At 69.6% G+C, this 15,042-nt stretch carries 10 protein-coding genes and 1 tRNA gene; 3 read left to right on the top strand and 8 right to left on the bottom strand.

Going from position 1 to position 15,042, the window contains the following annotated elements; translation table 11 throughout:
* Positions 1-33: 33 nt before the first annotated feature.
* Together gspD and KZ813_RS00825 are read right to left on the bottom strand one after the other, a co-directional pair.
* Entirely contained in the window at positions 34-2,247 is a 2,214-nt protein-coding gene (gene gspD, locus KZ813_RS00830) for a type II secretion system secretin GspD (protein WP_219753092.1), read from the bottom strand.
* Entirely contained in the window at positions 2,247-3,095 is an 849-nt protein-coding gene (locus tag KZ813_RS00825; protein WP_219753091.1) for a type II secretion system protein N, read from the bottom strand. The genes gspD and KZ813_RS00825 overlap by 1 nt, the downstream gene beginning before the upstream one ends.
* Before the next feature lie 114 nt (positions 3,096-3,209).
* Here KZ813_RS00825 and KZ813_RS00820 point away from each other — a divergent pair, with 114 nt between their 5' ends.
* Entirely contained in the window at positions 3,210-3,836 is a 627-nt protein-coding gene (locus KZ813_RS00820; RefSeq protein ID WP_219753090.1) for a prolyl hydroxylase family protein, read from the top strand.
* Positions 3,837-3,876: 40 nt separating this feature from the next.
* Here the strand turns inward: KZ813_RS00820 and KZ813_RS00815 are convergent, their stop codons facing one another.
* From KZ813_RS00815 to lon, 5 genes are all read right to left on the bottom strand, one after another.
* Positions 3,877-6,747 carry a TonB-dependent receptor domain-containing protein gene (locus KZ813_RS00815; RefSeq protein ID WP_219753089.1) on the bottom strand — a complete coding sequence of 957 codons (2,871 nt, stop codon included), beginning with the start codon at positions 6,745-6,747 and terminating at the stop codon, positions 3,877-3,879.
* Positions 6,748-6,843: 96 nt separating this feature from the next.
* A complete protein-coding gene (locus tag KZ813_RS00810; protein ID WP_219753088.1) occupies positions 6,844-8,457 on the bottom strand; it encodes a beta-helix domain-containing protein in 1,614 nt (537 codons plus the stop codon).
* Positions 8,458-8,798: 341 nt separating this feature from the next.
* Positions 8,799-8,873, bottom strand: a tRNA-Val gene (locus KZ813_RS00805).
* Positions 8,874-8,925: 52 nt separating this feature from the next.
* On the bottom strand, positions 8,926-9,198 hold the full coding sequence (locus tag KZ813_RS00800; protein WP_219753087.1) for an HU family DNA-binding protein: 273 nt from the start codon (positions 9,196-9,198) through the stop codon (positions 8,926-8,928).
* Positions 9,199-9,358: 160 nt separating this feature from the next.
* The gene (lon, locus tag KZ813_RS00795; RefSeq protein WP_219753086.1) at positions 9,359-11,755 is read right to left on the bottom strand and encodes an endopeptidase La; all 2,397 of its coding nucleotides are present in this window, start codon (positions 11,753-11,755) and stop codon (positions 9,359-9,361) included.
* On the opposite strand from lon, the gene KZ813_RS00790 reads away from it, so the two are divergent.
* Both KZ813_RS00790 and KZ813_RS00785 read left to right on the top strand, forming a co-directional pair.
* Positions 11,754-13,529: a M1 family metallopeptidase gene (locus KZ813_RS00790; RefSeq protein ID WP_219753085.1), complete on the top strand. Its 1,776-nt coding sequence runs from the start codon at positions 11,754-11,756 to the stop codon at positions 13,527-13,529. The genes lon and KZ813_RS00790 overlap by 2 nt on opposite strands.
* Complete coding sequence (locus KZ813_RS00785) at positions 13,499-13,759, top strand: hypothetical protein (protein WP_219753084.1); 261 nt, start codon at positions 13,499-13,501, stop codon at positions 13,757-13,759. The genes KZ813_RS00790 and KZ813_RS00785 overlap by 31 nt, the downstream gene beginning before the upstream one ends.
* Positions 13,760-13,886: 127 nt before the next feature.
* Here KZ813_RS00785 and KZ813_RS00780 read toward each other — a convergent pair whose 3' ends face one another.
* Positions 13,887-14,987, bottom strand: a complete 1,101-nt coding sequence (locus KZ813_RS00780) for a calcium:cation antiporter (RefSeq protein WP_258046294.1) — start codon at positions 14,985-14,987, stop codon at positions 13,887-13,889.
* Between the last annotated feature and the right edge of the window lie 55 nt (positions 14,988-15,042).

Genomic DNA, 15,042 nt, shown 5'->3' with positions numbered 1-15,042 from the left:
CGATGGCGTCGATCTCGGCTCCGGTGCGCACGATCACTTGCGCCTGCCTCCTCCGGGGATGACGGTGGTGGAGTTGCGATAGACCGGCACCGCGACGCGCGGGTCCTCGATGCTGCCCGGCTGCCCCGGCGGCGGCAGCGGCGGCGTCGCGCCCATATAGTCGCGCACCAGCGTGTCGATCGAGGGCTCGGACAGCGGCTCCTGCGCCGCCTGCTGCAGGCGGAGATAGCCGTAGCGCTGCTCGGTGACGCGGCGGTTGTCGGCGGCACTGCGGATCACGGTCGGGCGGATGAAGATCATCAGGTTCGTCTTCGACCGGGTCTTGGCGCGCGACTTGAAGAGGTTGCCGAGCACCGGGATGTCGCCGAGCAGCGGGATCTTCTCGATCGTGCGGCGCTCCTCGTCGGAGAGCAGCCCGCCGATCACGCCGATCGCGCCGTCGTCGACGGTCAGCACCGTCTCGACCTCGCGCTTGTTGAGGATCAGGTCGGAGTTGTTGCTCGACACCGGCCCCGCGATCGAGCTGACCTCGAGGTGGAGGTTCATCTTGATCGTGCCCGAGGAGTTCACCTGCGGCCGCACGTCCAGCCCGATGCCGACGTTCTGCCGCTGCGTGGTGCGGAAGGCGTTGTCGAAATTGTTCGACAGCGCCTCGCCGGTGGTGATCGGGATCTCCTGGCCGACGAGCGTGTGCGCCTCCTGGTTGTCGATCGTCATGATCTGCGGCACCTGGAGCAGGTTGGACGTATTGTCCCGCTTCACCGCGTTGATGATCGCGCCGAAGATGGTGCTGCCGATCTGGCCGCCGAAGCCGCCGAACCCGCCCGACGAGCCGATGATCGACTGGATCGCCGACTGGGTCAGCGTGTCGGACGGCGTGTTGTTGGTCACCGTGGTGGTGACGCCGTTGGCGATCGTGGTGGTGGTCGAGCTCGCCAGCTCGCGCGCGCCGATCGCGCCCGCGATCTGGAGGATGTTGGGCGCCGAGTTGCTGAAGGTCGAGGCGGCGAAGGCGCCCCCGTCGAGATTGCCGAGGATGAACTGCGCGCCAAGCTGGTTGACGGTCGAGTCCGACACCTCGGCGACGATCGCCTCGACGAGCACCTGTTGGCGGCGCTGGTCGAGCTGCTTCACCACGTCGGACAGCTGGCGCTGGATGTCGGCGGGCGCGGCGATGACGATCGCGTTGGCACCGGCGTAGCGGGTCACCACCGCGGCGGTGCGATTCCCCTGGCCGGTGATCGCGGCCTGCTGCGGCTGACTGCCCGACTGCTGCGTCGTCGTCTGCGTCGGCCGCGAGCGTGTCGCCGGCTGCGGCGTCGCGCCGACGCCGGTCGAGCCGGTGCTCGAGCTGCTCAGCCCCGAGCGGGTGAGCGCCTGCTCCTCGATCGCGTCGGGCGCCTGGCCGACGAGTTGCTGGAGCACGGGCAGCAGCTGGTTGGCGTCGGCGTTCTCGAGGAAGACGACGCGGATCTCGGTGGCGTTGCGCGCGCTCTGGTCGAGCTCGCGCGCCAGCGCCGCCAGCCGCGCGACGGTCTGCGGGTCGCCGCGCAGCGCCACCGCGTTCGAGCTCTCGATCGCCACCGCCGAGGCACCACCTGCCGCGGCCGCGGCGCCGCCCGCGCCACCGCCGCCGAGCAGCCCCTGGAGCGCGGTCGCCACCTCGCTCGCGCGCGCGTTCTTGAGCGGGATGATCCGCGTCGCCGACGTGTCCGAGTCGATCCGCCGCACCACTTCGCGCACGCGCCGCACGTTGTCGGCGAAGTCCACCACCACCAGGCTGTTGCCGCCGCGGTTGGCGGTCACCGAGCCCTGCGCACTGACCAGCGGGCGCACCGTGTCGACCGCCTGCGCCGCGTCGACCGAGCGCAGCCGGATGATCTCGGTGACGAGCTGGTTGCGCGGCGCGCCCGCGAGCCCGATCCGTCCCGGCTGGCTCGCCGCATTGTCGATCGGCTGGACGCGGAAGGCACCGTTGGCGCTCGGCACCGCGACCAGCCCGTTGGCGCGCAGCGTCGAGAGGAACACCTCGAGATATTCAGAGCGCGACAGCGGCCGGTCGGTGACCACCGTCACCTTACCCTGGACGCGGTTGTCGATGATGAAGGTGCGCCCCGTCACCTTGGCGGCGTCGGCGATGAAGGCGCGGATATCGGCGTCGCGCACGTTGAGCGTGGTCTGCGCGAGCGTGGGCTGCGCCGCGGCGGCCACGGCGAGGGGAGCGAGAAGGACGTGGCGGGGCGTCATCACTTTACCGGGATGGAGAGCGCGACCGTCTGGCCGTTGCGCTGGACGGTGACGGGGACCGCGCCGCCGGGGGCGCGCTCCCGGGTGAACTGATCGAGGTCGGCGGGGCCGGAGACCGGCCGGCCCGCGACCTGGGTGACGACGTCGCCGTCGCGCAGGCCGGACGCGCGGAAGGCGTTGCCGCCCTGCCCGCGGACCGTCAGCCCGACGACGCGCCCGCCCTCGATCTGCGGGATGGCGGTGATGTCGGTGCGCAGCCGATCCGGCGACATCGCGCCGCCGCCCGCGTCGGAGTCGCGCGGCACGCGCGGGTCCGGCCCAGGCATCGCCGCGGGGACCGCGCCGGGCGGCGGCACCTCGGCGCTCGGTCTGGTCGACTGGTCGAGGAACAGGTCCTCACGCGCGCCGCCGCGCTCGAGCGTGACATGGTCGAAGGCGACCCCGCGCAAGATCACGCCGGGCACGACCTCCTCGCCGACGCTGACGCTGCGCTGCAGACCGTCCGGCCCGGCCAGGATCGCGGCGCCGCGCGCCTGCGCGTCGTCCATCCGCGTGCCGAACAGCGTGAGCTGAAGCGAGGTGACCACCGCGGGACCCTGCGCCTGTGCGCCGCTGACCCGGTAGAAGGGATCGACGCTGGTGAGCACACCGGCGGGATCGACCGGGATCGTCGGGCCGGCCGGCACCCAGGCGCCGAGCGGCGATACGGGGGTCACGATCACCCACATCAGCCGCGCGCATTGCACGGCGAGCCCGGCGAGCAGCAGCAGCTCGACGGCCGAGTAAGCGTTCACCACCGGCAACCGCCGCAGGATCGCCCGCGCCCGGGCGTCGAATTTCAAACGCATGCGCTCGGCTGAACTCCCTGCGCCACCACGATCGCCCTGTTACATCGGCGTCGGCGGCTTGTGTAATATTTCTGAGGCTGGTTCGACTTGCTTCGGGTAGAATATAGCGGGGCCATGGCGACCGACCCCATCATCGCGCGACTGAGTGCGCAGCCGCTGATCCAGCGCGTCCCCTCCCCCAAGCTGACCCTGTTCATCCGCCGCGATTTCCTCGACGCGGCGGAGTGCGCCGCGCTGATCGGGCTGATCGACGTGGATCGGCGGCCCTCGACCATCGCCGACCCGAACGGTGACACCGCCTTCCGCACCAGCGAGACATGCGACCTGCGCGGCGACGACCCGCTGGTCGCCGCGATCAACCGACGCCTCGCCGAATTCGCCGGGCTGGACCCGCGCCACGGCGAGCCGCTCCAGGGCCAGCGCTACGCGGTCGGCCAGGAGTTCAAGGCGCACACCGACTATTTCGAGCCGACCGGGGCGGACTTCGCGCGCTATTGCAGCGTCGCGGGCAATCGCACCTGGACGATGATGGTCTATCTCAACGAGCCCGAGGCGGGCGGGGCGACGCGGTTCAAGGCGATCGACAAGACGATCCAGCCCGAGCCGGGCAAACTCGTCTGCTGGAACAATCGCCGCGCCGACGACACGCCCAATCCCGCCACGCTTCACCACGGCATGAAGGTGCGCGCCGGTGTGAAATACGTCATCACCAAGTGGTTTCGCGAGCACCCCTGGGGCTGAGCGGCGACCGGCGGCACCCACCGCCGGTCGCGCGCCCGGATCAGAAGCTCACGCTCGCGCCGAGCGTGAACAGCCGACCCAGCCGGTAGCGGTTGATGTCGACGCGATTGCCGCCGTCGAAGGTCTGGAACTCCTGATAGCGCGTGCCCGTGAGATTACGCGCCTCCGCCTTGATCTCGACCTTCTGCCCGACGAACTGGACCTGCTGTCGCATCACGAAGTCGAGCCGGATGCCGGGCTTCTCGATGATGTCGGGCTGGAAGCCCGAGCCGTCGAGCAGCGACGGGCCGCGGTTGGTGACGCGCTCGCTGGCATAATTGAACAGCAGCGTCGCCTGCGTGCCGTTGTCGGTGTCCTCGTAGCCGAGCTGCAGGTTGACGAGATGGTCCGACTGGCCGGTCAGCGGCGCGCCGTCGCGGAAAAGCGACTGCGCCGGCGCGAAGTTCGCCTGGCAGCCGCCGAGCGTCGTGCCCTCAAGCACGCCCGGGACGCAGCTCTGATCGGCGGTGATCGCGGAGTGGGTCCACGTATAATTGGCGATCAGCACCGCGCGCTTGCCCGCCATGCCCACCGAGATGAAGTCGAGCGGCACGTATTTCTGCGCCTCGACCTCGGCGCCGTACAGCTTGGCGCTCGGCAGGTTGGTGAAGCCGGTCTGGAGCCGCGCGTCGGGGGTCGGGAAGAAGCCGACCTGCTCGATCGGGTTGTCGATCCGCTTGTAGAAGCCCGCCAGCGTGATGCGCTGGTCACGCGCGAAGAACCACTCGTAGCGCGCCTCGAGGTTGTAGAGCTCCGAGTCCTTCAGCCGCGGGTTGCCGAAGAACAGGCGGTCGGATTCGAAGTCGCGGAAGGCCTGCGGCGCCAGCTCGCGGAACTGCGGCCGCGCGATCGTCTTGGAGGCGGCGAAACGCAGCTGCTGGTTGTTGGCGAAGTTCCAGGTGATCGTCGCCGCCGGCAGGAAATAGTCGTTCTTGAGCCGGGTAGAGGTGGCGTTGATCGGAGTGACGCGCTGGGTCGCGGTCTCGTAGCGGACACCGATGATCGCGCGCAGGCCGTCGAGCGCCTCCGCCTCGACCTGGGCGTAGCCGGCGTGGACGCGCAGCAGCGCGTCATACTCGTACGAGCCGTTCTGGCCCGCGTCGAAGCGAAGCTGCACCGCGGTGTTGGCAGGATCGCCGGAGACCGGCGTCGGGCAGCCGTTCACCACGTCGGGCGAGAGCAGATAGTCGGGGCGCAGCAGGTTGCACGGGAACGGGATCGCGCCACCCGACACGGTCTGGTAGACGAACGGCAGGCGGGTCGAGGTGCGGTCGTTCTCCGAGAAGTAATAGCCGCCCGACACGGTCATCGGGCGTTCGCCCGGGATCTTGTACGCGACGTCGGCCTGGCCCGAGTAGAGATCCTCGTTGAGCTCGCTGAACACCACCGTGGCGAAACGGTCGAACGCGTTGGTGGCCTGCCACGCGCCCGGGCAGTTGAGCCCGCGGTCGCTGATCGGCACGTCGCCGGTCTGGTTGGTCAGCGTCGTGTTGCAGAGATAGATGAACTGGCGCTCATAGGGCGAGTTGCGCTGCGTGTTGGCATAGGCGCCGCGCACGTCGATCGACAGGTCGGTGATCGGCTTGAACTCGCCGACCAGCTGCGTCTCGATCAGCTTGCGCTCGAACCAGTTGGTGTTCTGCTGGAAGAGCGGGTTGCCGCTCGAGTTGTTGTACACGGTCGCGCCCGAGGCACGGCCCTGCTTGAGCGTGTCGTGGATATAGACGTTGGTCCAGCGCACCTTGTTCTCGCCGAACTCGGCGCCGAAGCCGAGCAGGCCGTTCACCACCGCGCGATTGTCGGTGATCACCGTCTGAAAGTCGTTGCGCAGCGTGCCGTCGACGCTGACCGTGTCCTGCTGCGTCGCGTCGCGGGTCCGCCAGGTGTTCGACACGCCCAGGCTGCCGATCAGGCCGACGCGGGTCGAGCCGATGTCGCCGGTGACGCCGAGGTCCATGCTGCCCGAGTAATTGGCCGGGGTGTCGGTGTTGCGCTGGAGCAGGGTGGTGCGCGCGTTGGAGAGCTGCAGCACCTGCGCGCTCGGGATGACACCGCTGCCCGTGGGCGCCTGCTTGATGAAGTCGGGAACGTTGCGCTCCCCGCCGTCATAGCCGAGCCAGTCGGTCTTGGAGCCGAAATAGGTGTAACCGAGCTTGCCCGTCGACTCGGTGTCGATCCCGCCCGAGGCGCCGACCGTGAAGAAATTCTCGTCGGGGATGGCTTTCGTCGTCAGGTTGATGACGCCGCCACCGAACTCGCCCGGATAGTTGGCGGAATAGGTCTTCTGCACCAGCGCCGAGCCGACCACCGTGGTGGGGAAGATGTCGAGCGGCACGGTGCGGCGCAGCGGCTCGGGGCTCGGCAGCGGCGAGCCATTGAGCAGCGCCGAGGAATAGCGGTCGCCGAGACCGCGCACGAAGACATAGCCGTTGCCGACCACGGACAGGCCGGTGACGCGGGTGAGCGCGCCGGCGATGTCACCCTCGCCCGTGCGCGCGATGTCGGCGCTGGAGAGCACGCTGACCACCTGCGCGGTAGCGCGGATCGTGTTGGGGATGTTGCGCCCGACGACGACGATGTCGCCGCCGCCGCTGGCGTCGAGCCCGGGCGCGGAGACCTCGGCCTGGGGCTCGTCGGCCGCGGGGTCGGTGCCCTGCGTCGTGCCCTGCTCGGTGCCGGGCGTCGCGGTGGTGGTGGCCTGGTCCTGCGCCGCCGGCGCGGCGTCGGGGTTGGTGGTGGTGCTCGTCGGCGGCGGGCCGGCGGGGGACGAGGTGGTGGGCGTGCCCGTCTGCGGCGCGACCTGCGCCAGCGCCGCGGGGGCCACCAACGTGGTCGTCAGGAGAAGGAGCGAGGCATAGGTGCGCTGGCGCATGGCGGAGGGTTCCAGTCTGTTTCTATGAGCGGGCCCGGGGCGGCGCTGAGAGGCGCTCCCCGGGCTCCGCCGAGCATCACGAGGGCTGGTGGCGCCTCAGCGGCCCTGGCACTGGAAGTAGACCGAGTTGAAGGTCGGCGGCCCGACGTCCTGCAGCGCGCTATCGGCGGCTCGGATGGTGGTGCGGTTAGCACCGTCGCCCGCGCCCGCGATGATATTGACGCACGCGGAGCCGCTGGCCGACTTCACCACGCCGTTGACGAAGGCGAAGTCCGCGCCGCCGCGCAGGCGGATGGCCGCCGGTGCCGAAGGAGTCGTCTGCACGAACGTGAAGTTGGCGTAGCGGCCATAGGTACGCGGCAGCAGGTCTTCTGCACCGTTGGAGTCGATCTCGGTCGCGAACGAGTCGGCGGTGGAACCCGAGGCCTTCTGCGCGGCGATGATGAACTGCATGAAGCCGCGCCAGCCGTTGTCGACGTCGAAGCCGTCGTCATCGGCGCCGGTCACCACGAAGTACTTCAGGTTGGTGGCGCCCCCGAAGATCTCGACGCCGTCGTCCGACGAATTGTGGCTCTGCACGTGGTCGATCGTCGTGCCCGAGCCGGTGCCGCCGAGCGTGAGGCCCTGCAGCTCGTTGCCCTCGCTGATGGCGATGCCGGTGTAGCGGATCTGGACGTACTGGAGCGTGCCCGAGCTGTCCGCCTGGTTGGTGCCGCCGTAGAAGCGGCCGGTGACGCCCTCGATCGCCTGCTGGCAGGTCGCCGAGCTGCCGTTGGCGTCGTTCGGGCCGGTGCCCGCCGCGCAGACGGCAGTGGGCGCGCGGCCGAGCAGGATCACGCCGCCCCACAGGCCCTGGGTCGCGTCGGACACGCCGTTGCTGCCGAGGTTCTGCTGCGCGGTGAAGACGATCGGCGCGTCGGCGGTGCCGACCGCGTTGAGACGGCTGCCGCGGTTGACCAGCAGCAGGTCGTTCGACGTCTCCGAGGAGTCAGCCGCGAGCACGACACCGGCCGCGATCGTCAGCGTCACGCCCGTGGCGCTGTTGATGTCACCCACCTCGGTCTGACCGCGGAAGCGGTAGAACACACCCGCAATCTTCGGCAGCGTGAGGTCAGAGGTGATCGCCTGCGGCAGGCGACAGGCACGGAAGGTCTGGACGATGCCGTCGTCGGTGGTGCCGGTCGGGCAGGCCGCGGCCGAACCGCCGGTGCCGACCGCGGGCACCGCGGTGCAGCTGCTGCTGTTGAGGAAGCTCGCCGCGGTCGAGCTGCAGGTCCAGCCCGAGAAGGCCGCGTCGTTGGGGCCGCTCAGCGCACCGACATAGCTGGTGTTCTGGATGAAGCTGGTATTGCCGAGCACGGTCTGCGGGTTGCTCGCGGTCGCCAGCGAGGTGCCGTTGATCGGGTAGACGCCGTTCAGCGTGCTGCCGAAGCCCTGCAGATTGTTGTTCTGGCCAGCGTTGAGGATCGCGACCTGCTCGTCGGCGGTGACGGTGACGCCCGACTGCGTCGTCGCCAGCGCGATCTGCGCGTTGGTCAGCGCGGTCGGGGTCGGCGCCGCGGTAGGCGTCGGCGTGGGCGCGGGCTGGACGATCGTGATCGGCAGGCTGCCGGCGCCCGGCGAGGCGACATCGTCCGCGCCGCACGAGGCGAGGAACAACGTGGCGGAGGTCGCCAGCAGGAACTTGCTGCGACGGCTGAAGCTGACCATGACTCACTCCCTGTTAGGACAGGTCCCGCGTTGGGACCCGGTGCGCGAGTCGAACCTTGTGCGTCCGCTCGCTCCCTGAGCAGCGCGGCTAGGCCCCGACGATGACAGCTGAATGAGTCTTCGAAGACAGTTCGGCGTCGCTTCCGTTACGCTTACGTGACAGAAGTGCGCATGCCCCGATCTGGGACGGAGGGCGCGCGCTCACCGGTGTTCCCGCACACGCACGAACACGGAGCCACAAGCGATATGCTGAACGAATCCTGCGCTCTCGCGACGACGGACGCCAGATACGAGAAGCCCCGCCGGTCACAGGGACGAGCGGGGCGTTCGGGCCGGCCGGATGGTGGGCGCGACAGGGATTGAACCTGTGACCCCACCCGTGTGAAGGGTGTGCTCTACCGCTGAGCTACGCGCCCATCCGCGTCGGGAGCGGCGCACCTACGGGAGCACGCCGGCCCTGTCCAGCACTTAATTGAGCGAGTCCTTGAGCACCTTGCCCGCCTTGAACTTGGGCTGGCTCGAGGCCTTGATCGTCATCGGCTCACCGGTGCGCGGGTTGCGCCCGGTCGACGCCTTGCGACGGCTGACCGCGAAGGTGCCGAAGCCGACCAGGCGGACCTCGTCACCCTTCTTCAGGCACGTCGAGATCGTGTCGAACACCGCCTCGACCGCGCGGCTCGCCTCGCTCTTGCCGAGCCCGGCCGCCGTCGCGACCTGCGCGATCAATTCCTGTTTGTTCATGCGAAAAGACCCCGTTCCTTACCGTTACGCATTCGTGATGGATTCGCGGAGCATGGTCCGCATCCCTCCAGTAAGGCGCGCGCCCTAGCCCAAGTCAAACGAAACCGCCGCGCCCCGGGACAGGACGCGGCGGCAATAAGTTACGTTGCGTTAACGTGAGTTAGTGATGCAGCTCGCCGCCCACCGGGGTGATCGGAGCGGGCGGCAGCGCCGCCAGCTCGTCCGCCTCGGTCCAGTCGATCGCCTCGAGCGGCTGGGTCAGCGCGAGCTTCAGCACCTCGTCGACATGGCTCACCGGCACGATCCGCAGCCCCTCGCGGATGTTCGCGGGGATCTCCGCCAGGTCCTTCTCATTCTCCTTGGGGATCAGCACCGTCTCGATGCCGCCGCGGAGCGCCGCGAGCAGCTTCTCCTTGAGCCCGCCGATCGGCAACACGCGGCCGCGCAGCGTCACCTCGCCGGTCATCGCCACTTCCTTGCGCACGGGGGTGCCCGTGAGCGTCGACACGATCGAGGTGACCAGCCCGATCCCCGCCGACGGACCGTCCTTCGGCACCGCGCCCTCGGGCAGGTGGATGTGGATGTCCTTGCGATGGAACAGGCTGGGCTTGATCCCGAACGAGGGCGAGCGCGCCTGGACGAAGCTGTAGGCGGCCTGGACCGATTCCTTCATCACGTCGCCCAGCTTGCCCGTCACCTTCGCCTGCCCCTTGCCGGGCACGGTGACGCTCTCGATCGTCAGCAGCTCACCGCCCACCTCGGTCCAGGCCAGGCCGGTGACCGCGCCGATCTGGTCCTCGGTCTCGGACAGCCCGTGGCGGAACTTCTGCACGCCCGCGAACTCGGCGAGCGTGTCGGGCGTGATCGTCACGCTCGTCACCTTGCCCTCGAGGATCTGGCGCAGCGCCTTGCGGCACAGCTTGGCCACCTCGCGCTCGAGCGTGCGTACCCCCGCCTCGCGCGTGTAGCGCTGGATCAGCGCGCGCAGTCCCTCGTCGGTGAGCGTGAACTCGCCCGGCTTCAGGCCGTGCGCCTGGACCTGCTTGGCGATGAGGTGGCGCTCGGCGATCGCGACCTTCTCGTCCTCGGTATAGCCCTCGAGCCGGATGATCTCCATCCGGTCGAGCAGCGGCTGCGGCAGGTTGAGCGAGTTGGCGGTGCAGACGAACATCACGTCGCTGAGATCGATGTCGATCTCGAGGTAATGGTCGTTGAAGCGTGCGTTCTGCTCGGGATCGAGCACCTCGAGCAGCGCCGACGCCGGGTCGCCGCGGAAGTCCTGCCCGAGCTTGTCGATCTCGTCGAGCAGGAACAGCGGATTGCTCGTCCCCGCCTTCTTGAGATTCGTGACCACCTTGCCCGGCAGCGAGCCGATATAGGTGCGGCGATGGCCGCGGATCTCGGCCTCGTCGCGCACGCCGCCGAGCGACTGGCGGATGAACTCACGCCCGGTCGCCTTGGCGATCGACTTGCCCAGCGAGGTCTTGCCCACGCCCGGCGGCCCGACGAGGCACAGGATCGGCCCCTTCAGCTTGTTGGTGCGCGCCTGCACCGCGAGATACTCGACGATGCGGTCCTTGACCTTCTCGAGCGCGTAATGGTCCTCGTCCAACACCGCCTGCGCCGCGGCGATATCCTTCTTGATCTTGCTCTTCTTACCCCAGGGCAAGCCCAGCAGCACGTCGAGATAGTTGCGCACGACGGTCGCCTCGGCACTCATGGGTGCCATGGTCTTCAGCTTCTTGAGCTCGGCGGTCGCCTTGCTGCGCGCCTCCTTGGAGAGGCGCAGCGTGGCGATCTTCTGGGTGAGTTCGGCGATCTCGTCGCCCTCGCCCTCCTCGCCGTCGTTGCCCAGCTCGCGCTGGATCGCCTTCAGCTGCTCGTTGAGATAATATTCGCGCTGCGTCTTCTCCATCTGACGCTTGACGCGGCTCTTGATCTTCTTCTCGACCTGCAGGACGCCCAGCTCGCCCTCCATCAGCGCATAGGCCATCTCGAGGCGCTTGAGCGGGTCAGCCTCCATCAGCAGCGACTGCTTCTCGGCGACCTTGACCTGGATGTTGCCCGCGACCGTGTCGGAGAGCTGGCCCGCGCCCTCGATCTCGGCCAGCTGCGCCGCCAGCTCGGCGGGGAGCTTGCGGTTCAGCTTGGCATAATTCTCGAACTGGTCGACCACCGAGCGCATCAGCGCGGCCAGCTCGGGCCCCTCCACCTCGGCGTCGGCGACCGGCGCGACCGTGGCGGTGAGATAGGCGCCGCTCTCCTCCAGCGTCTCCAGCGTCGCGCGCGCCTTGCCCTCGACCAGCACGCGCACCGTGCCGTCGGGCAGCTTGAGCAGCTGGAGCACCGTGGCGGTGACCCCCATCGTGTAGAGATCGTCGCGCGAGGGGTCGTCCTCTGCCGGGTCGAGCTGCGCGACCAGGTAGATCTCCTTGTCCGCGGCCATCGCCGCCTCCAGCGCGGCGACCGACTTGTCGCGGCCCACGAACAGCGGCACGATCATGTGCGGGAAGACGACGATGTCGCGAAGCGGCAGTACGGGGAAAGTGGACGTCATGGATACTCCGGCGCCGCCCAACGAGGACGGCCAACACGCTGTATATGGTGTGTGGGGGCGCCGCATCAATCTGGCAGTGCTCGCGACCTTGCTGGCGCTCTCGGCGGCGGCGGCGGCGCGCGGATCGCACCTGCCGGAGAAGGGTGAGCCGCCGATCAGCGCGCAGACGCAGCGATCGGGGGGTGTCCGCCCGGCCGAGCAGGCCGCGATCCGGCTCGCCTCGGCCGAGCTCTGGTTCGCGCTCGACCCGACGCGACACACGCTGGCGGCGCGCGCGCGGCTGAGCGTGCGTGCCGAGGCGGCGGTGCCGCGGCTCCTGCTGGACCTCGACTCCAATTATGCGGTGCGCTCGGTCAGAGTCGACGGCCGCCCCCTCCCCGCCGCCGCGGTGCGGCGCCCCGACGGCCAGCTCGCGCTCGCCGTGCCGCTGGCGAGGGGCGCGACCGCCTCGGTCGATATCGCCTATGACGGGACGCCGCACGTCGCGGTCAACGCGCCGTGGGACGACGGCATCGTCTGGTCGACCACGCCCGACGGCCGCCCCTGGGTCGCCACGACGACCGAGGGCTATGGCTGCGACCTGCTCTGGCCCTGCCTCGACTTCCCCGAGGGCGAGCCGGGCGAGGCGCTGCTCCACATCACCGCGCCCAAGGGGCTCAAGGCGCCATCGAACGGGCGGCTGCTCGGCGTGGACGCGCTGCCCGACGGGAGCAGCGTGTGGCACTGGCGCGCGCGCCAGCCCAACACCTATGCGATCGCGATCAATCTCGGCCCCTATGAGGTGCTCGAGGGGCAGTATCGCAGCCGCTACGGCAACCAGATCCCGCTCGCTTACTGGTATCTGCCGGGCGAGGAGACGCAGGCGCGCGCGCTCTTCGCCGAGTTCGCGCCGACGCTCGACTTCTTCGAGGCGGTGATCGGACCCTACCCCTTCGGCGACGAGAAGCTCGGCGTGGTCGAGACGCCGCACAAGGGCATGGAGCATCAGACGATCAACGCCTATGGCAACGGCTATGCCAAGGCGCCCGAGGGGTTCGACTGGCTGTTCCACCACGAATTCTCGCACGAGTGGTTCGGCAACCAGCTGACCGCGGCGAACTGGGACGATTACTGGCTGCACGAGGGGTTCGGCAGCTACATGCAGCCGCTCTACGGGCGCTGGCGCGAGGGCGCGGCGCGCTACGCGGTGATGCTCGAGGCGCAGCGCAACCAGATCGCGAACCGCGCCCCGGTGGTGCGCGACCGCGTGCTCACCGAGGAGGAGGTGTACGAACCCGGCAAGGGCGGCGCCGGCACCGACATCTATTACAAGGGCTCGTGGACGCTCCACACCCTGCGCTGGCTGATCGGCGACGCGGCCTTCTACGAGTCGGTGCGGCGGCTGGTCTACGGCCGCCCCGACCCGCGCCCCGGCAACTTCCGCCCGCGCTACGGCTCGACGCGCGAGTTCGAGGCGATCGTCGCGCGCGTGACCGGCAAGGATTATGGCTGGTTCTTCGACACTTATCTGCGCGACCGCGCGTTACCCGAGCTGCTGGCGACCCGCGACGGCGACGTGCTGCGTCTGGCCTGGAAGACCGAGCGGCCGCGCGCCTTCGCGCTGCCGGTCGAGGTTCAGGTCGGCGAGGCGGTGCGTCGCGTGGCGGTGCCGGGCGAGTTGCGGGTCCCCGCGGGCGCGCACGTCACGATCGATCCGGCGGCGCGCGTCCTGCGCCGCTCGGTCGCGGTGGAGGACTATCAGGCATGGCGCGCGCGACCCACGAGCCCGAAGTGACCCGGCTGCTGGCGCGCCGCACCGTCGAGATGGCCGCGGTGTTCATGATCGGCGACGGCATGCTCGGGCTGCTCCAGCCGCGCCGCCACGTCGCGCTGTGGCAGGAGCGCGCGCTCGGCGCGGAGGCGCTGGTGGCGCCCTTCGTCGGACGGCCCGGGCGGCGGCGCGCCTACGCGCTACTGCAGATCGCGGCGGGCATCGCGCTGGCGGCGCGCCAGCACGCGCGGTGAGTCCGAGGCGTCGCGCGTCCGCGTGCGGGGGGCGGGACATCAGGGCCACGAGCGTCGCCGTTCGAGCTCAGCTTCCTGCGCTCGCAGGAGCACGATCAAGCGTCGTCGGTCACCCCCTCGTGGCCAGTCATGGCACCACGGTGGTGAACAGATAGACCGCGAAGATCACGAGGTGCACCGCTCCCTGGAGCACCGTGGTCCGCCCGTTGCCCAGGGAGATCGTCGCGACGAACAGCGACAGCGCGAGCAGCACCAGACTCTTGGCACCGATCCCGAGCGCGAGCGGCAGGTCGAGCACCAGGCTGACGATCGCCACTGCGGGAATGGTCAGCCCGATCGTCGCCAGCGCCGAGCCGAGCGCGAGGTTGAGGCTGGTCTGGATGCGGTTGCGCCGCGCCGCGCGGAACGCAGCCAGGCTCTCGGGCGCGAGCACCAGCGCCGCGATCACCACCCCGACCACCGCGAGCGGCAGCCCGGCGTCGAGCACCGCGCGCTCGATCGTCGCCGACAGCGCCTTGGCGAGGAGCACCACCGCGACCAGCGCGACGAGCAGCAGCGCGAAGGCGATCCAGGTGGTGCGCGCGTCCGGGACCGCGCCGTGATCGTCCTCGCCCCCCGCCGCGAGGAAATAGTCGCGGTGCCGCAGCGTCTGCACCATCACGAACACGCCGTAGAGGAACAGGCTGACGACCGCGACGAGGATGAGCTGCGACGTCGAGTAGCTCGGACCCGCCACGGTCGAGGTGTAATTGGGGAGGACGAGCGTGAGGATCGCGAGCGCGGCGAGCGTACAGAGCGCCGCGCTCGCGCCACGCAGCGAGAAACGCTGCTCGCCGTGGATCAGCCCGCCTGCCATCAGGCACAGGCCGATGATGCCGTTGAGGATGATCATGATCGCGGCGAAGACCGTGTCCCGCGCCAGCGCCGAGGCGTCACCCGCGTCGGACAGCATCAGCGCGACGATCAGCGACACCTCGATCACGGTCACCGCGATCGCGAGCACCAGGGTGCCGAACGGCTCGCCGACGCGATGCGCGACCACCTCGGCGTGATGGACCGCGGCGAGCACCGCGCCGAACAGGATCGCCGCCGCCGCGACCGTGCCAGCGCTGCCGAGCTTGGCCACGCCGGCGAGCACCGCGGCCAGCCCCGCGAGCGGGAAGCCGATCGCCCACCGGGGCATCAGCGTCGGCGGCGGCGGCAGCGGGGTGTCGGTATTCGTCTGCATCCCTGGGCAATGCGCGAACGCGCCGGTGCGATCCGCCGGACATGATAAGCAAAGA

The organism is Sphingomonas folli (assembly GCF_019429525.1).
Lineage (GTDB): Bacteria > Pseudomonadota > Alphaproteobacteria > Sphingomonadales > Sphingomonadaceae > Sphingomonas > Sphingomonas folii.
The sequence above is the reverse complement of the archived record's forward strand: the minus strand, read 5'-3'. Positions and strand labels throughout refer to the sequence as shown.